At 74.9% G+C, this 17360-nt stretch carries 15 protein-coding genes; 10 read left to right on the forward strand and 5 right to left on the reverse strand.

Annotated features, from left to right (window positions below; genetic code table 11):
• Positions 1 to 231: 231 nt before the first annotated feature.
• Together BMX74_RS17055 and BMX74_RS17060 are read left to right on the forward strand one after the other, a co-directional pair.
• On the forward strand, positions 232 to 888 hold the full coding sequence (locus BMX74_RS17055; RefSeq protein WP_091101362.1) for a response regulator transcription factor: 657 nt from the start codon (positions 232 to 234) through the stop codon (positions 886 to 888).
• The gene (locus BMX74_RS17060; RefSeq protein WP_091101363.1) at positions 885 to 2042 is read left to right on the forward strand and encodes a sensor histidine kinase; all 1158 of its coding nucleotides are present in this window, start codon (positions 885 to 887) and stop codon (positions 2040 to 2042) included. Before BMX74_RS17055 ends, BMX74_RS17060 begins: the two co-directional genes overlap by 4 nt.
• Here BMX74_RS17060 and BMX74_RS17065 read toward each other — a convergent pair.
• The 3 genes from BMX74_RS17065 to BMX74_RS17075 all read right to left on the reverse strand — a co-directional run bounded on the left by BMX74_RS17065 (position 2027) and on the right by BMX74_RS17075 (position 7666).
• Positions 2027 to 4747 (reverse strand): NACHT domain-containing protein, encoded by a 2721-nt coding sequence (locus BMX74_RS17065; RefSeq protein WP_091101366.1) that lies wholly within the window; start codon positions 4745 to 4747, stop codon positions 2027 to 2029. The two genes, BMX74_RS17060 and BMX74_RS17065, sit on opposite strands and share 16 nt — an antisense overlap.
• 42 nt (positions 4748 to 4789) lie before the next feature.
• Positions 4790 to 6655: a propionyl-CoA synthetase gene (locus BMX74_RS17070; RefSeq protein ID WP_055502542.1), complete on the reverse strand. Its 1866-nt coding sequence runs from the start codon at positions 6653 to 6655 to the stop codon at positions 4790 to 4792.
• Between the two features lie 81 nt (positions 6656 to 6736).
• Positions 6737 to 7666, reverse strand: coding sequence for a GNAT family N-acetyltransferase (locus tag BMX74_RS17075; protein ID WP_055503931.1), 930 nt, complete (start codon positions 7664 to 7666; stop codon positions 6737 to 6739).
• Between the two features lie 130 nt (positions 7667 to 7796).
• On the opposite strand from BMX74_RS17075, the gene BMX74_RS17080 reads away from it, so the two are divergent.
• Both BMX74_RS17080 and BMX74_RS17085 read left to right on the forward strand, forming a co-directional pair.
• Positions 7797 to 8723: a hypothetical protein gene (locus BMX74_RS17080; protein WP_091101367.1), complete on the forward strand. Its 927-nt coding sequence runs from the start codon at positions 7797 to 7799 to the stop codon at positions 8721 to 8723.
• 26 nt (positions 8724 to 8749) lie between these two features.
• Positions 8750 to 9265 carry a hypothetical protein gene (locus BMX74_RS17085; RefSeq protein WP_091101369.1) on the forward strand — a complete coding sequence of 172 codons (516 nt, stop codon included), beginning with the start codon at positions 8750 to 8752 and terminating at the stop codon, positions 9263 to 9265.
• 35 nt (positions 9266 to 9300) lie between these two features.
• Here the strand turns inward: BMX74_RS17085 and BMX74_RS17090 are convergent, their stop codons facing one another.
• On the reverse strand, positions 9301 to 10095 hold the full coding sequence (locus BMX74_RS17090) for a class I SAM-dependent methyltransferase (protein ID WP_055503932.1): 795 nt from the start codon (positions 10093 to 10095) through the stop codon (positions 9301 to 9303).
• 160 nt (positions 10096 to 10255) lie between these two features.
• Here BMX74_RS17090 and def point away from each other — a divergent pair, with 160 nt between their 5' ends.
• The 5 genes from def to BMX74_RS17115 all read left to right on the forward strand — a co-directional run bounded on the left by def (position 10256) and on the right by BMX74_RS17115 (position 13680).
• Positions 10256 to 10795, forward strand: coding sequence for a peptide deformylase (def, locus tag BMX74_RS17095; protein WP_055503933.1), 540 nt, complete (start codon positions 10256 to 10258; stop codon positions 10793 to 10795).
• Positions 10796 to 10802: 7 nt separating this feature from the next.
• Positions 10803 to 11420, forward strand: a complete 618-nt coding sequence (locus BMX74_RS17100; RefSeq protein ID WP_236714640.1) for a helix-turn-helix domain-containing protein — start codon at positions 10803 to 10805, stop codon at positions 11418 to 11420.
• Positions 11413 to 12816 carry a pyridoxal phosphate-dependent decarboxylase family protein gene (locus BMX74_RS17105; RefSeq protein ID WP_091101374.1) on the forward strand — a complete coding sequence of 468 codons (1404 nt, stop codon included), beginning with the start codon at positions 11413 to 11415 and terminating at the stop codon, positions 12814 to 12816. The genes BMX74_RS17100 and BMX74_RS17105 overlap by 8 nt, the downstream gene beginning before the upstream one ends.
• Positions 12817 to 12878: 62 nt before the next feature.
• Complete coding sequence (locus tag BMX74_RS17110) at positions 12879 to 13295, forward strand: CBS domain-containing protein (RefSeq protein ID WP_055502546.1); 417 nt, start codon at positions 12879 to 12881, stop codon at positions 13293 to 13295.
• A 31-nt stretch (positions 13296 to 13326) separates the two neighbouring features.
• Complete coding sequence (locus tag BMX74_RS17115; protein WP_055502547.1) at positions 13327 to 13680, forward strand: MmcQ/YjbR family DNA-binding protein; 354 nt, start codon at positions 13327 to 13329, stop codon at positions 13678 to 13680.
• A gap of 27 nt (positions 13681 to 13707) precedes the next feature.
• Here the strand turns inward: BMX74_RS17115 and BMX74_RS17120 are convergent, their stop codons facing one another.
• Entirely contained in the window at positions 13708 to 14598 is an 891-nt protein-coding gene (locus BMX74_RS17120) for a D-alanyl-D-alanine carboxypeptidase family protein (RefSeq protein WP_091101376.1), read from the reverse strand.
• Between the two features lie 667 nt (positions 14599 to 15265).
• On the opposite strand from BMX74_RS17120, the gene BMX74_RS45685 reads away from it, so the two are divergent.
• The gene (locus BMX74_RS45685) at positions 15266 to 17356 is read left to right on the forward strand and encodes a putative PEP-binding protein (RefSeq protein ID WP_256256993.1); all 2091 of its coding nucleotides are present in this window, start codon (positions 15266 to 15268) and stop codon (positions 17354 to 17356) included.
• Positions 17357 to 17360 lie beyond the last annotated feature (4 nt).

Raw genomic sequence — 17360 nt, forward strand, 5'->3', positions numbered from 1 at the left:
CTGGCGCCCCCAACGCTCGTGATGACCGGATACTACGGTGCATTTCGCGCGGACGTCAGCCTCCTGAAGGACAGCTCTGCGGGCCGTCCGGCCGGCGGCGGGGGTCCGGCGGACGGTTCGCGGCGATCCGGCGGGTGACCGATACCCTGAACGTCACCCATTTCGGTTATGCCCGCGTTATGCGGCATGGCCGACACTGGCGCCATTTACGATCTTTTCCTGGGGGCAGGAGTGCGTGTTCTGGTCGCCGAGGACGAGCGCATGCTCGCCGACTCGATCGCCGAGGGGCTGCGCGGGGAGGCCCTGGCCGTGGACGTCGCCTACGACGGCGACGCGGCGCTGGAGCGGCTGGCGGTGCACGACTACGACGTGCTGATCCTCGACAGGGACCTGCCGGTCGTGCACGGGGACGAGGTGTGCAGGGAGGTCGTCGGGCGCGGCGGGATGGTGCGCGTGCTCATGCTGACCGCCGCGGGCGACGTGCGCTCCCGCGTCGAGGGCCTGTCGCTGGGCGCCGACGACTACCTGACCAAGCCGTTCGCGTTCGAGGAGCTGGTGGCCAGGGTGCACGCGCTCGGCCGCCGCTCCCGCCCCGCCGACCCGCCGATGCTGGAGCGGGCCGGCGTGCGGCTGGACTGGCGGCACCGGCAGGTCTTCCGCGACGGCCGGTACGTGCCGCTGGCCCGCAAGGAGTTCGGCGTGCTCGCCGAGCTGCTGCGCGCGCGAGGCGCCGTGGTCTCGGCCGAGGAACTGCTGGAGAAGGTGTGGGACGAGCACATCGACCCGTTCACCAACACCGTGCGCACCACGATGATGAAGCTGCGCAAGAAGCTCGGCGAGCCGCAGATCATCGAGACGGTGCCGGGATCGGGGTACCGCATCCCATGAGCCTGCGCCTGCGTTTCGCCCTGGCCTGCTCGGGGGTGTCGCTGCTGCTCGGCGCGCTCGCCGTGGCGGGTGTCTACCTCCTCGTCCGCCAGAACCTGGAGTACCGCACCGACCTGCTCACCCCCGACTCCATCACCGTGCTCGGCGGCCGGTACTTCCCCCGCCACGACGACTACTACGAGGTCGCCAGGGCCAACGCGATGCGGGTGCGCACCGTCTACCAGCGCGACACGCTCGCCGCGGTCAGGACGACCGGCGCGCTCGTCGTGCTGGCCGCCGCCGCCCTGGCGTTCCCGGTGGGCTGGCGGGCCGCGGCCTGGGTGCTGCGCCCGCTCCGCGCGGTCACCGCCACCGCCCGCGAGGTGGCGCAGAGCCACGACCTGACGGCCCGCATGGACTACCGCGGCCCGCGGGACGAGCTGCTGGAGCTGACCGGCATCTTCGACACCATGCTGGGCCGGCTGGCACGGTCGTTCGACGGGCAGCGGCGCTTCGTCGCCAACGCCTCCCACGAGCTGCGCACGCCGCTGACCATCAACAGGACGCTCGTGGACGTCGCGGTGCGGCGCCCCGACGCGACCGAGGACGTCAAGCGGCTCGGCGAGTCGCTGCTGGTGGTCAACGCCCGCCACGAACGCCTCATCGACGGCCTGCTCGCGCTGGCCGAGGGCGAGCAGGCGGTGCTCGACCGGCGCCCGTTCGACCTGACGGACGTCGCCGAGCACGTGCTCGACCAGGCCGCGGCGGAGGCGGCCGAGCGCGAGGTGACCATCCACCGGCTGCTCGACTCGGCGCCGACCAGCGGCGAGACGGTGCTGGTCGAACGGCTCGTCCAGAACCTCGTGGAGAACGCGATCAGGCACAACCACCCGGAGGGCGAGGTGTGGGTCACCACGCGGCGGCGCGCCGACTGGGTGGAGCTGGTCGTGGCCAACACGGGGCTGCCGGTGCCGCCGTACGAGATCGAGACGATCTTCGAGCCGTTCCGCCGGCTGCACGGCGACCGGCTGCGGTCGGACCGGGGCAGCGGGCTCGGCCTGTCGATCGTGCGCGTGATCACCGACGCGCACGGCGGCGCGGTCGTGGCCAGGCCGAGGGACGAGGGCGGCCTGACCGTCACCGTGGAGCTGCCCGCGGATCAGTCGGCGCCCTGATCGGCCTCCCAGAGGTCCTCCTCGCGCATCCCGGCCCGCAGCAGGTCCTCCCAGGTGGCGGCCCGCTCGGCGGGGTCGGACAGCAGGAGGCGCAGCAGCGGGCGCAGCGCGGCCCGGTCGGCCCCCTCGCGGGTCCACAGCGCGGCGAGCGCCCGGTGCGCCGCCGGTGACGCCGCGCCGGCGCGCAGCAGCTCGCCGAGCAGCGCCACCCGCTCGTGGTACGGCAGGTCGCGCCCCTCCGCCAGCGACCGCAGCAGCAGGTCGAGCAGGCGGCGCTGGCGCGGCGCGCGTCCGGTGGCGACGGCGACGACGTCGCCCATGCCGTCGCCCTCCCCCGAGCCGAGGACGACGTCCTCCCCGCCCCCCTCGACCACGCGCCGGGCCGACAGGGCGGCGACCAGGCCGGTCCAGCCCTCCCGCCCGAGGTGGCCCTTCCACAGATGGGTGAGCGATGCCCACTCCTCCAGCCCCGGCAGGAGCCGCGAGACCGCGACGGGCCGTCCCGCCACGCCGAGCGCGAGCAGGGTGAGGTTCGCCGAGTACGCCGCCAGCCGCCGGGTGACGGTGTGCCGGACCGGCTCGAACGCGGTGAAGGCGCGGCGGCGCCGCCCGTGCAGCGACTCGCGCAGCAGGCCGGTCAGCAGCGTCAGGCAGCGGGCGCGCACGGCGGGCGGCAGGTCGTCGAGGAGTTCCAGGGTGAAGCCCACGGCCGGGCCGCGCTCGGCCAGGCAGGAGAACGAGGTGACGGCGTGCAGCAGGTCGTCGTCGACGCCCTGGCCCAGCGCCAGCGGCTCCGCCGCCGCGAGGCGGTGCCTGCGGTCGAGGTCGCGCAGCGCGTACACGGTGAGCCAGGCCACGAGGAACTCGCCGAACGTGGCGTGCAGGAAGCCGAGCCCGCCGCGGCGCACGAGGAAGAACCCGCCCGGCGGGCCGCCCTCGCCGCACAGCGCGGCCACGTCCCGTGCCAGCTCCTCCTCGGGGGCGACCTGGCGACCCCTCGCGAACAGCGCGAGCGCCGCCGCGGCCTGGCGCAGCGGCTCGCCGTCGGTGTGGTGCCCGATGAGCGTCTCGTACAGGCGGGCCCGGCCGATCGGGGCGGGCTCGCGCTGGAGCGCGTTCCCCGCGGCGTCGTACAGCGCGAGCAGCATGAGCAGCAGCGGCCGGCGGGCGAGCTCGCCCTGCGCGAGCGCCACGTCGGCGGGGAGCGGCTTGAGGTCGCGCCTGGCGAGCGGGGCGCGGTTGGTCTGGTCCCAGATGTCCAGCCACTGGCGCACCTGGTCGTCGTCGAACGGCTGGAGCTGCAGCGCGACGAGTCCCTCCGGGCACCTGATCCGGTCGGCGACGACGGTGCGGCTGGTGACGACGGCCGCCACCGGACGGCCGAGCGCCGCCTCGGCGGCCTGGAACTCCCGGACTCGTTCCAGGTAGTCGTAGCGGGTGCGGGAGCCCTGCAGCAGCTCGTCGAGCCCGTCGATGAGCAGCACGGGCAGCGCGCCTCCGGCCGCCTCGGCCAGGCCGGGCCAGCGCAGCTCCTCCCCCAGCACCGCCCGCAGGGAGCTCTCGATCTGCTCCGTCACGGGCGCGTCGGGCGGCACGCGGCTCAGCTCCACCCTGACCGGCAGGAACTCCGACCTGGCCAGCCGCGCGGCCAGCACCTCGGTCAGCGTGGACTTGCCCGAGCCCGGCTCGCCGAGGACGAGCAGCGGCTCCTGGGTGGCGCGCAGCGACGTCAGGTGCCCGGCGAGGAACGCCTCCACGTCGGGCAGCAGCCGCTGGTCGGCCCACCAGCCGGGGTCGGCGGGCGCGGAGTCGCGGGCCAGCGCGGCGACCCTGCAGCGCGGCCGGACGTACCCCTCGCCGAGCAGGGGAAGGACGACGTCGCCCGGCGGCTCGTCGCCCGCCAGGAGGGGCCGGTCGAGCCCGCTCGCGGCCATCCGCACGCGGTGGACCACGGGTGCGTCGCCCAGGCGCGGCGGCGCCAGCTCGGCGAGCAGCCAGGCCACCCGGGACAGGCCCGTGCCGGGGGGCTGCTCCTCGGTGACCAGGTCGCGCACGCCGAACTCGTGGCTGTCCAGGGCGAGCGCGCGGTAGCCCTCGTCGTAGAGGCGGACGGCGCGGGCGGGCGGCCCCTCGGCCAGCAGCCGGGGCAGCATGAGCTGCTCCTCGACGCTCAGCTCGTCCCAGACGGCCATGCCGCCCGCGTAGCCGGCGACGGCCTCCGACATCCGCAGGTAGGCGCGTTCGACGTCGGCGCGGGTCTCGGCGTGCGTCCGGTGCGGCTCGGGCGCCGGCAGGCGTTCGAGGAGCAGGCGTGACACGAGCGCCGCGAACCGCTCGGCCACGGGCACCGCGGTCGAGCGCCCGCCGCCGCCGTGGTCGAGCCGTTCCAGCGTGAACGGCAGCGCGGACTCGCCGAGGGCCTCGAAGTAGGCGGAGACGACGACCACGGCGTGGGCGGCGGCCAGCCGCCGGGTGCGGGTGAACCTGTCGCCGTCGCGCAGCTCGGGCAGGCGGCCCGCCAGCTCCCCGCCGTAGCGGACGACGGCGTCGCGCAGGTCCGCCAGGCTCGTGCCCAGGCCGGCCCCTCCGGCCAGGGCCCACCCGGTGCGCTCGGCCGCCGAGGCGAACCTGACGACCTTGGTCAGCCGGGCGTCCTTGCAGCCGAGCACCCTCAGGGCGTCGGCGTAGCTCAGCGTCTCGATCATCGCGCGGGCGCTCCTCGTCGGGGGTCATGGGCGTCCGTGGGGTCAGGTCTCCCTGATGGTCTCGGCTATCTCGGCCAGCGCCGCGGGGTCCTCGATGGTGGACGGGGCGGTGTAGGGACGGCCCGCGGCGATGTCGCGCATCGTCCCGCGCAGGATCTTGCCCGAGCGGGTCTTGGGCAGCCGCGGCACGACGACCGACCTGCGGAAGGCAGCGACCGGCCCGATGCGCTCGCGCACCAGGGCGGCCAGCTCGCGCTCCACCTCGGCGGGGTCGCGCCCGCAGCCCGCCTTGAGCACCACGAACCCCATGGGGAGCTGGCCCTTCAACTCGTCGGCGACGCCGATGACGGCGCACTCGGCGACGTCGGGGTGGGAGGCGAGCACCTCCTCGACGGCCCCGGTGGACAGGCGGTGACCGGCCACGTTGATCACGTCGTCGGTGCGGCCCATGACGAACAGGTAGCCGTCGGCGTCGAGGTAGCCGCCGTCGCCGGTGAGGTAGTGGCCGGGGTAGCGCGACAGGTACGCCGAGACGAAGCGGTCGTGGTCGCGGTAGAGCGTGGGCAGCGTTCCCGGGGGCAGCGGCAGCCTGACGGTCACGGCGCCCTCGACGCCGGGCGGCACCTCGTCGCCGTTGGTGTCGAGGACGCGCACGTCGTAGCCGGGCACGGGCTTGGTGGGCGAGCCGGGCTTGACGGGCAGGGGCTCGATGCCGACGCAGTTGGCGGCGACGGGCCAGCCGGTCTCGGTCTGCCACCAGTGGTCGATGACGGGGATGCCGAGCAGGTCGGACGCCCAGTGGTAGGTGTCGGGGTCGAGCCGTTCGCCGGCCAGGAAGAGGTACCGCAGGCCCGACAGATCGTACTTTTTCGCGTAGCTTCCGGAAGGGTCCTCTTTCTTGATGGCGCGGATCGCGGTCGGCGCGGTGAACAGCGTCCTGACGCCGTGCTGGGCCACCACCCGCCAGAACGCCCCCGGGTCGGGCGTGCCCACCGGCTTGCCCTCGTACAGGACGGTCGTGCAGCCGGCCAGCAGCGGCCCGTACACGATGTAGGAGTGGCCGACGACCCAGCCGACGTCGGAGGCCGCCCAGAACACCTCGCCGGGCGCGGCGCCGTAGACGTTCTCCATGCTCCAGCGCAGCGCCACCGCGTGGCCGCCGTTGTCGCGCACCACGCCCTTCGGCGCGCCCGTGGTGCCGGAGGTGTAGAGGACGTACAGCGGGTCGGTGGCGGCGACGCTCACACAGGCCGCCGGGGCCGCGCCGCGCACCGCGTCGTCCCAGTCGAGGTCGCGGCCCGGCGTGAGCTCGGCCGGGCGCTGCGGGCGCTGCAGGATCACGCAGGCCGACGGCCGGTGCGACGCCCGCTCCAGCGCCTCGTCCAGCAGCGGCTTGTACGCCACCAGCCGCGACGGCTCGATGCCGCAGGACGCCGACAGCACCACCTTGGGCCTCGCGTGGTCGATGCGCACGGCCAGCTCCGCCGCCGCGAACCCGCCGAACACCACCGAGTGCACCGCGCCCAGCCGGGCGCAGGCCAGCATCGCGACCACCGCCTCCGGCACCATCGGCATGTAGATCACCACGGTGTCGCCCGCGCCGACGCCGAGGTCGCGCAGCAGACCCGCCGTGCGCGCCACCCGGTCGAGCAGGTCCGCGTACGTCAGCGTGCGCACCGTGCCGGTGACCGGGCTGTCGTACACCAGGGCGGCCTGGTCGCCGCGTCCCGCGTGGACGTGCCTGTCGACGGCGTTGTGACAGGTGTTGAGCCGCCCGCCGGCGAACCAGCCGTGCTCGGACATCGCGCGCGGGGGCGGGACGTCCCACTCGACGGCCCGCGCCGCCTGCGCCCAGAACTCCTCGGGCTGGCGGATGCTCCTCTGGTACACCTCGTCATAACCGGCCACCCGTCGATCAGATCAGCCGTCCCCCATGAACGCAAGGGTGACGGGCGGGAACGCCGGGACCCCGGCGTTCCCGCGTGCGGGTCAGGACGCGGACGGGGAGATGACGAGCCTGACGGCGAAGGCGCGGTAGCCGGCGCGCTCGAAGGCCCTCGCCATGGGGACGTTGCCGGTGTCGGTGTCGGCGACGATCCGCTCGGCCCCGCGCTCGGCGTGCCGGCGGGTGATCTCGCCGAGCAGGTCGTCCACGTAGCCGTGGCCGCGGTGCTCCGGCACGACGCCGAGGTAGCCGACGACGGGACCGCCGCCGTTCGCGGACGGCAGGGCGACCCCCACGAGGTCGCCGTCCTCCGTGTACGCCAGCCGCCACATCGACCGGTCGCCGGGCATGGAGCGGTAGTCGGAGACGTCCTCGCGCGCCTGCGCCTCGGCGCCCATGACGGCCGCCGCGCGCCTGGTGTGGTCGTCGAGCGAGCCCTCGGCCACCCGCATGAACGCGCGGACGAACGCCTCGTCGTCGTCCTCGGGCCGGAAGACGAGCCTGCGCGAGGGGGCGGGCACCGGCGCGCCGGGCGTCCACTCGTAGCGGTGGCGTTCGAGCGCGTCGGTCAGCCCGGCGCGGGCGGCGGCCTCCTGCCGCCAGGCGACCGCCGCGGCGGCCTCCTCGTCGTCGCGCCAGCCGGGCGCGAGGAACAGGTGGTAGTCGGGCCGCGCGCCGTACGCGTCGTGGGCGTGCCGCAGCAGGTCGGCGGCCAGGCCCACCCGGTCACGGACGGACGGGTGGACGTAGACGCAGTCGAGGGCGAGCGGCCTGTCACCACCGGGGAAGCCCCACCAGACGGCGCGGGCCAGGATCTCGCCGTCCTGCTCGGCGATCCAGACGCGGTCGTGGCGGTAGTCGCCGGACCTCAGATGGTCGAGCAGGCGGCCGGGGTGGGCCGAGCTGACGGGCTCGTCCACGACGCAGCGGAGCAGGCGGTCGAGGTCGGCCTCGACCGTGGAGCGGAAAAGCACGGTTCCTCCGAAGAGCGGGAAACGGGCACGATCGGCGCCCAACCAACACAGATCACCTCAGCGCCTCCTTTCTTCCGACTTTTCGGTGCCAGCGGCACTCTAGCGTGAAATATCGCGACAGGATGGCTCTGTGAGGTCCAACGACGACACCCTGCCGCTGCAGCCCCCCATCCGCCTGCCCGCCGAGGCCACGCTCGCGGCGGCGGTGCGCGCCGCCCCGCTCGCCGCCGAGCTGAGACCCGAGGGCGGCGACGCCGAGGTGCTGGCCTTCTGGGCGGACGCCTGCCGCGAGCGGCTGGCCGGTGACGAGGTCCTGCTGCTGCGCTTCATCCGGATGTTCCTGTCGCGCGAGCCGGTCACCGGCGACGTGCCCGCGCCGCTGACCGGCCTCGGCCTGGTGCGCCGGGAGGAGCCCGTCACACTGACGTGGCTCGGCCTGTGGGTGGCCCGCGGGATCGTGGCCGAGACCACCGGGCAGGAGATCCCCGTCATGGGCTCGCTCGCCGACAGCGACGCGGCCGGGCTGCTGCACGGGCTGCGCGCCTACCCGGAGCCCGAGCGCGGCGAGGAGCTGGCCGGCTGGCTCGCGGGCAGGGACAGGGACGGCGCGGTCGCCGACCTCGCGGCGGCCCTGGCCGGGGCCAGCCCGCTGGCCAGGGCCGTCGGCGTGGAGCTGCTGGCCACCGAGTTCGGCGCGGAGGGCGCCAGGGAGCTCGACAGGCTGCTGGAGGAGTTCCGCCTCGGCGCCGTGATCGCCGCCAGGCTCGGCAGGGAGGACCGCCCACCCGCGCCCGACGAGATCGCCTGGGTGCTGGTGGACATGGCGGCGGCGCTGCTGGAGTTCGGCGGCGAGACGGGCGAGGTCGTCGAGTCGATCTCGATGGGCATGGACCCCGCCGAGCAGGCCGGCACCGTCGCCGTCCTCGCCTTCGGCGACCACCCGCAGACCGAGCGGGTGCTGCGGGTGTTCATCGACCACCACCCGGACGAGCGGGTGTCGGCCGCCGCCCGCAAGGCCCTGCGCCGCCTGCGCGGCCTCGCCGACCTGCGCGCCTGATTTCCCCCGCCGGTAGAGTCGGCACGGTGAACGAGCACACGATCGTCCCCAGGGCGGGCATCCTCGGCGACGGGTTCGCCTGCGCGTGCGGCTCCGTCCTGGCCGGGCGGATGGCCGCCGAGCTGCACGCCACCGAGAACGGCCTGTGCACGGTGTGCCTCGGCTCGGGCGAGGAGCAGGTGGTGCCGGGGCTGAACCGTCCCTGCACGGCGTGCGTCGGCAGCGGGCGGCGCAAGGAGCAGATCACCTGGCAGCTCGCCCACGCCGAGGCCGAGCACCGCATCACGTTGAGCATGGTGCGCGCGATCGTGTCGGGGTTCGACGGGCCGTTCCACCTGTCGGAGATCGCCGACACCGTGCGGGCCGGGCTCGACCTGCCGCCCGGCCGCCTGCCGGTCGGGCCCCGGGTGCGCGACCTGCTGCTGGAGCTGCAGGCCATGGGCGAGATCACCATGCTGTCCGCGCCCGACGAGCTGCTCGGCACCGACCTCGTCCTCTACCGCGACCCGCGCTGGCAGCGCGCCCGCACGCTCGGTCTCTGACCCGGCCCCGGCGTCCATGACGCGGGGCGGGCCGGTCAGGCGCGGGCGACGATCTCGCCGTGGAGCACCGACAGCCAGGCGTCGGGCGTGTCCGCCCACTCGCGCCAGCCGTCGGACATGCGCCGCAGGTCGTCCCGCGTCGCCGCGCCGGTGGCGAGGGCCTGCTCCGCCATGGCCGAGTGCAGCACCCTGTCGGCCCACATGCCGCCCCACCACGCCCGGTCGCCCGGCGTGGAGAAGCACCAGGTGGACGACGTCGCCGTGACGTCCTCGAAGCCCGCCGCGCGGGCCCACGACAGCAGCCGCCGCCCGGCGTCGGGCTCGCCGCCGTTGCCGCGCGCCACCTTCTGGTACAGCGCCATCCACTCGTCCAGCGCGGGGAGCAGCGGGTACCAGGCGAAGGCGCCGTAGTCGCTGTCGCGGGCGGCGACGTACCCGCCGGGCCTGGTGACGCGGCGCATCTCGCGCAGCGCCCGCACGGGGTCGCCGACGTGCTGGAGCACCTGGTGGGCGTGCGTGACGCAGAACGTGTCGTCGGGGAAATCCAGCGCGTGGACGTCGGCGACGGCGAACTCGACGTTGCCCAGCCCGCGGGCGGCGACCTCGGCCCTGGCCAGCCCCAGCGCCTCCTCGGTGACCTCCGACGCCGTGACGCGCGCCACCCTGCCCGCCAGGTCGGCGGTGATCGTGCCGGGGCCGCTGCCGACGTCCAGGACCGTCATGTGGGGCTTGAGGTGGGGCAGCAGGTAGGCGGCCGAGTTCTCGGCGGTGCGCCACCGGTGGGAGCGCAGCACGGACTCGTGGTGGCCGTGGGTGTAGACCGCGTCCATGGGAAGGCCCTTCGTCTCGATCACGTCGGATGCCGTCAACCGTAGCGCCTGTCTCACTATTCAGAAGAATGCGTCTTGTATAGTGAGACGACAAGGCGCATCGACGCGGCGCTCGTACACTTTGTCGCGACACGTTGGCATCTGCGGAAAGGCGTTGGTCGTGGGAGAGGTCCGGCCGATCGTGCACGTCGGTGATCCGGTGCTGCATCACCCCTGCGAGCCGGTGACCCGGTTCGACGAGGAACTCGCGGCGCTGGTCGAGGACATGTTCGCGAGCATGTACGCGGCCGACGGCGTGGGCCTGGCCGCCAACCAGATCGGGGTGGCGCTGCGGGTGTTCGTCTACGACTGCCCCGACGACGCCGGCGAGCACCACAAGGGCGTCGTCGTGAACCCGGTGCTGGAGCTGCCCGGCCTGAGCGAGCGCCGGCTCGACCCGGGCGACGAGGGCTGCCTGTCGGTCCCCGGCCAGTACGCGCCGCTCCCCCGCCCCGACCGGGCGGCCGTGCGCGGCTTCGACGCCGCGGGCGAGCCGGTCACGGTCGAGGGCACCGGGCTGCTGGCCCGCTGCCTGCAGCACGAGACCGACCACCTCGACGGCTACCTGTACATCGACCGGCTCCCCGCCAAGCGCCGCAAGCAGGTCCTGGCGGCGTACGAGGCGAGCAGATCCACTAAAGAGGACGTATCACCGCTATAGTGGAGGAATGGCGAGCGAAGGGGTGCTGTCCAGCGGCCTGTCCATGGGCGAGCTGGGGCGGCGGGTCAAGGCCGAACGCAGGGCGCGCGGCCTGTCCATCGAGCGGCTGGCCGAGCTGAGCGGCATCAGCCGCAGCATGGTGTCCGACGTCGAACGCGGCGCGAAGACGCCGACCGTGCTGGTGCTCGACCGGCTCGCCACCGCGCTCGGCACGTCCATCGCCCGGCTGCTCGACGAGCCCTCGCGCGGCGTCCCCCGCGTCCTGCGCCGGGCCGGGCAGCGGGTGCTGCGCGACCCGTCAGGGTGGGAACGGCGCGTGCTGTCGCCCGTGCTGGCCGACGTGGAGTTCGAGTTCATGCGGACCACGCTCGGCCCCGGCGTCGACGCCGGCGAGTTCGCGCCGCACGCCCCCGGCTCCCGCGAGTACGTCGCCGTCGAGACCGGACGCCTGCTCCTGACCATCGACGGCGCCCCGTACGAGCTGGACGCCGGCGACTCGGCGTACTACCCGGGCGACCTCCGCCACGCCTTCGCCGCCGGCGACGCCGCGCCCTGCGTGTTCTACCTGGCCATGGAGCTGGGCGGACAGCACCGCGAACCCACGAAGGAGACCTCCCATGGATGAGCTGAGCACTGCAGGAGCGCGGGCGGCCGCCCTCGCCGCCGGGCACCTCGCCGGCGTCGCCGACGGGCCCGTCTGGCGGCCCGTGCCCGACGCCGACCGCGCCTGGCTGTCCGGGCAGGAACTGCCGGAGACCGGCCGCCCCCTGGAGGACCTGCTGGAGGACGCCGCCACCCGCATCCTGCCGAACCCCATGGGCAACGGGCACCCGCGCTTCTTCGGCTGGGTGAACTCCTCGCCCTCCCCCGCCGGGGTGCTGGTCGAACCGCTGGCCGCCGCGCTCAACCCGAGCTGCGCGGGCGGCGACCACGCCGGGCCGCTGCTGGAGCGCACCGTCGTCCGCTGGCTGGCCGACCTCGTCGGCTTCCCGCACCCGCCCGGCGGCGGGCTCCTGACCAGCGGGGCGTCCATGGCGACCATCGTGTGCCTGGCCGCCGCCCGCCAGCGCGCCGCCCGCGCCGACGGCTGGGACGCCCGCGAGGACGGCCTGTCCGGACGCCCGCCCATGGTCGCGTACGTCTCCGCCGAAGGGCACAGCTGCCTGCACAAGGCCGCGCAGCTCCTCGGCGTCGGCGCGCGCCACGTCCGCGTCGTGCCCGTCGACGCGCGCCACCGCATGGACGTCGCCGCGCTGCGCGCCATGGTCGCCGAGGACCGCGCGGCCGGCCTGCGGCCGTTCTGCGTCGCCGCCAGCGCGGGAACGGTCAACTCCGGCGCGGTGGACCCGCTCGACGCCGTGGCCGACGTCGCCGCCGAGCACGGCCTCTGGTTCCACGTCGACGGCGCGTACGGCGCGCTCGGCGTCCTCGCCTCCGGCGCCGCGCCCCGCTACGCCGGCATGGAGCGGGCCGACTCCCTGGCGCTCGACCCGCACAAGTGGCTCGGCGTGCCGGTGGGCTGCGGGTGCGCGCTGCTGCGCGACCCGGCCGCGGCCCGCGCCGCCTTCAGCCTCGTGCCCGCCTACCTCGTGGACGACCACGCCGACGACCTCGGCTGGTTCTCCGAGTACGGCCCCGAGCAGACCCGGCCGTTCCGCGCGCTGAAGACCTGGGCCACCCTGTCGCACCTGGGCAGGCAGGGCGTCACCCGCCTGGTCGAGCACACCTCCGGCCTGGCCCGCACGCTGGCCGCCATGGTGGAGCAGGCCCCCGACTTCGAGCTGCTCGCTCCGGTCGAGACGTCGATCACCGCGTTCCGCCACACGCCCCGCGAGGACGGCCTCGACGCGCTCAACCGCGCCCTGCCCGCCGCCCTGCAGCGCCGCGGCAACGCCTTCCTCACCGGCACCAGGCTCGGCGGCCGCGACGCCCTGCGCGCCTGCTTCCTCCACCCCGGCACCACCGAGGACGACCTCACCGTCCTCCTGGACGAGCTCCGCCTGGCCGCCAAGGACCTGTGACGAGTGAGCGGCCGCCGCCCCCGGGTAGTGGGTCGGCCGGACCGAACCAGCAGGAGGCTTCCATGGCAAGGACCGTGGCAGACGTGATGACGCGGCAGCCCGCGACGGTCGAGTGCGACCAGCCGGTCTCGGCGGCGGCCGCGCTGATGCGCGACAAGGACACCGGCGCCGTGATCGTCAACGAGGGCGGCAGGATGATGGGCATCCTCACCGACCGCGACATCGCCGTCCGCGTCATCGCCGACGGGCGCGGCCCCGACACGCCGGTGCGCGAGGCGTGCAGCGCGTACGTGGAGGCGGTCTGCCCGGACACCAGCATCGAGCAGGCCGTACGGCTCATGCGCTCGCACGCCGTGCGTCGCCTGCCCGTGCTGGAGGACGGCCGCACCGTCGGCATCGTGAGCCTCGGCGACCTCGCGATCGAGCGCGACCCCGGATCGGCCCTCGCCGACATCTCCGCGGCCGAGGGCAACCGCTGACCTTGTCGTACCCGGGCGTTAGCGTGGCGGCGTGATCACAGTCGACGACGTCCGGCGGTTCGCGCTGACGCTGCCGCGCACCTCCGAGCACCTGATCAGAGACCGGGTGAAGTTCCGGGTGGGCCGCATCGTGTACGTCGCGTTCTCGCGCGACGAGACGGTGATGGGCTTCGGGTTCCCCAAGGAGGAACGCGCGGCCCTGGTGGCGGCCGAGCCGGAGAAGTTCCTCATGCCTCGCGAGTCCGACCTGCGCTACCACTGGGTGGAGGTCAGGACGTCCGCCGTCGACGAGGCCGAGATGCGCGAACTCGTCCTGGAGGCGTGGCGCATGTGCGTGCCCAAGAAGGTGCGCCTGGAGCAGCAGCGCCAGGCCGCCCGCCCCTGACCCCCTCCCGGCGGCGGGGGCGGCGGGTCAGACCGGCAGCGAGCGGTGCAGCCGGGCGGTGAGCGTGGTGATGCGCCGCACCGAGGCGCTCCAGGTGCTGCCCGCCGGATGGGCGGTGAGCACGGCCATCACGTACCTGTCGTCCTTGCCGGCCAGGCCCGTCGTGTGCAGCACCGGGCGTCCGTAGTCGGGCACGCCCGAGCCGGCCGCCCGCTGGGCGATCCAGGAGATGGGCGCCCCGACCGCCCTGGCGTCGCCTCCCGTCCTGCACCGCGTCGGCGGGGTCGTGCCGAAGCCCGACCAGCCCTGCTTGACGGCCCACGGCCTGGGCAGCGCGTCCGGGATGCCGAACGTCTGGTCGAAGCCGTCGGTGCCGCACGGGGTGGCGTGGCGCAGGTGGCCGAGGATCGTGTCCCTGACCCTGGCGTCGGCCCTGTCCAGGAGGTACCGGTAGGTGCGCACGACGTCGTACGCGCTGAGCGAGGTGTACCCCCAGAAGCCGGGCTTCGACGGGGGCGGCGGGGTGGTGTCGGCCAGGCCGAGCCTGCGGGCGGTGCGGACGACGATCTGGCCCTTGCCGCCGCGGTCCCAGAACGTGGAGGCGGCGTCGTCGTCGCTGGAGCGCAGCATGATCTCCAGGAGCCTCGCGTCGGCCGCGGGCACGCTCGCGCGGCGCTCCAGGTAGTCGATCGCGATGAGGATCTTCACAATCGAGGCGGAGCGGAACTTCCTGTGCGCGTTCCTGGTGGCGACGAACGTCCCGGCCTTCCTGTCGAACACCAGCCACGCGGCGGTCGTGCCCGCGGGCACCTGCGGGGGCGCGGCGGCGGCCGCCGGAGGGCCGGCCAGGACGAGAGGCAGGGCCACTGCGACGGCGGCCGGCAGCTTGGTACGCACCCGCCTATAACTACCAGACACCCCCTTCCTCCTTGATCCCCCTTCGACTGCCAGGCCATTCCAGATCGGGGCGATCAGCACGAAAGCCGACGAACCCCTCCGAATCACCTTCGCGTCCCACACGGCGGCCGCCCCTTCGGACGCCCGGCGCGCGGCGGCCCTGCCTCGACCCGCCCCTCATGGATTACCGTGACCTCACGATCGTCGGCGCCGAAGAGCTGCGGCCCGGCCCCACCGCACCGCGACACCCGGGGCGGGCGCCACCGCGGCGGCGAGGCGCCAGGCGGGCGCGGCCGTCACGTTCCGATCGAGCCGGAGGAGGCTTCGCGATGGCGCAACGAACAGCGACGGTGGTGGCGACCACGACAGCACCGGCCGCGGCGACGGCGACGGCGCCATCCGACCGGCGACACCCTGGGACGAGAACACCCGGGCACGGGCGGCTCCGTCTCAGCTCCCGGCCCGCCCGCCGCGCGTCCGCCTCGCCGGCCACGCCCGCCACCTGGACGCCTGGTTCGACGCCCTCGGCCTTCCCCCTCACCGCACACTGCATCCGCCGGCCGGACGTCCCCATCTCCCCGCCCCGCGTCCTCCGGTCCGGGCCTTCCGTCCCGCCGCCGTCCAACCCCCCGCCGAACCCTCTGGGAGGGCCTTGGGCAGGAGGGCCTTGGGCGGGAAGGAGCCGTGGATGAGTGAGCCCGTCGCGTCCGGTCCGTCCACCGGGCCCGAAGCCGGCCGAGGCTCGGCGGCTGCGGGCGGAGGCGAGCGGCGGCTGACCGGGCTCGGGGTCAGCCACGGACGCGCCGCGGGGCCGGTGATCCGCATGGCCGGTCCGCCGGTGCTCCCACCGCCCCGTCCCGTGACCGACCAGCCCGCCGAACTCGCCGCCATCGCCCAGGCGCTGGACGCCCTGGTGGCCGACCTCACCCACCGCGCCGCCGCCCTCACGCCAGGAACCCGCCCAGGAGCCGCACCCCACCCGAACCCGCCACCCGGCACCCCGGCCCCGGGTGGAGAGGCAGGCGGTCGGGAGAGGGCAGGCGGCGAGGCAGCCGACGGCCCGACGAACAGCGACCGGCCACCCGGCAACACCACCCCCAGCGACAAGGCGGCCGACCACGATGGTGGAGACGTGGAGGGGGTCGAGGTCCTGGAGGCGTTGGCGGTCATGGCCGGGGATCCGGTGCTGCGGGAGGACGCCGAGCGGTACGTCCGCCAGGGTTCGGACGCCGTCCACGCGCTCGACGCCGCCTTCTCCGCGCACGCCGCCACCCTGGCCGGGCTGGGCGGCTACCTGGCCGAGCGCGCCGCCGACCTGGAGGACCTGAGGCATCGGGCGGTGGCGTTCGCGCTCGGGCTGCCCGTGCCAGGGGTCCCCGCGCCCGGGCATCCGTTCGTCCTGGTGGCCGAGGACCTCTCGCCCGCCGACACGGCGGGCCTGGGCCCCGACGTGCTGGCCCTGGTCACCGAGCGGGGCGGGCCGACCAGCCACACGGCCATCCTGGCGCGCGGGCGCGGCCTGCCCGCCGTCGTGGCCTGCGCGGGCGTCTCGGCGCTCGCGGACGGCACGGTGATCGGCGTGGACGGCGCGACCGGCGAGGTGGTCGTCGGCCTGACCGAGGAGGACGCGGGCCGGATCGTACGGGAGGAGCGCGCCAGGCGCGCCCGCCTGGCCGCCGCCAGAGGCCGGGGCAGGACCCGTGACGGCCACCCGGTCACCCTGCTGCTCAACATCGGCTCAGCCCACGACTTCCAGAGACCGGGGCAGGACGTCTGCTCCACCCACGACTCCCGCAGGACCAGCCAGGACGCCCAATCCGCCCAGGGCTCCGGCCCCCGCCAGGAGGCCCGCTCCGCCCCCACCCCCCAGAGCAGCAGGGAGGAGCCCGGATCGGTCCACATCCCCCAAGCCGCAGGAAAGGATCCCGACCCGGCCCACAGCTCCCCGACCGCTGGGGAGGAGCGCGGCCTCAGCCGCGGAATCTGGGGGGATGTGGAAGGGGTGGGGTTGTTCCGTACGGAGTTTCTGTTTCTGGGGCGGACGGAGGCTCCCTCGTACGAGGAGCAGGTGGCGGCCTACGCCGAGGTGTTCGCCGAGATTCCCCGGGAGGCGGGGCCGGTCGTCGTGCGCACGTTGGACGCGGGCACGGACAAGCCGCTGCCGTTCCTCCGCCTCCCGGAGGAGCCGAACCCGGCCCTGGGCGTCCGGGGGCTGCGCGTGGACCGGCTGCTGCCCGGCGTCCTCGACACCCAACTGGACGCGATCGCGGAGGCCGCCCGCCGGGCCGGAGCGGACGTCAGCGTCATGGCGCCCATGGTGGCGACCCCGGGAGAGGCCGCGGCTTTCGCCGGCCGGGCCCGTGCCAGGGGGTTCGCGCGGGTGGGGGTGATGGTCGAGGTCCCGGCGGCGGCCCTGCGGGCGTCCTGGATCCTGCGGGAGGTGGACTTCCTGAGCGTCGGCACCAACGACCTCGCGCAGTACGCGTTCGCGGCGGACCGGCAGCACCCCGGGCTGGCCGGCCTGCTCGACCCGGCGCAGCCCGCCCTGCTGGCCCTGGTGGAGATGTGCGCGCGGGCGGGCCTGGAGGCGGGCAAGCCGGTCGGGGTCTGCGGGGAGGCGGCGGGTGATCCGCTGGTGGCTCCGCTGCTGGTCGGGCTGGGGGTGACGAGCCTGTCGATGGCGCCGGTGTGCGTGCCCCTGGTCCGGGACGCCCTGGCGGGCCTGACGCTGGAGGAGTGCCGCGAACGCGCCCGCACGGCCATGGACCCGGCCCGCTGACCCG

The organism is Nonomuraea pusilla (assembly GCF_900109355.1).
GTDB lineage: Bacteria > Actinomycetota > Actinomycetes > Streptosporangiales > Streptosporangiaceae > Nonomuraea > Nonomuraea pusilla.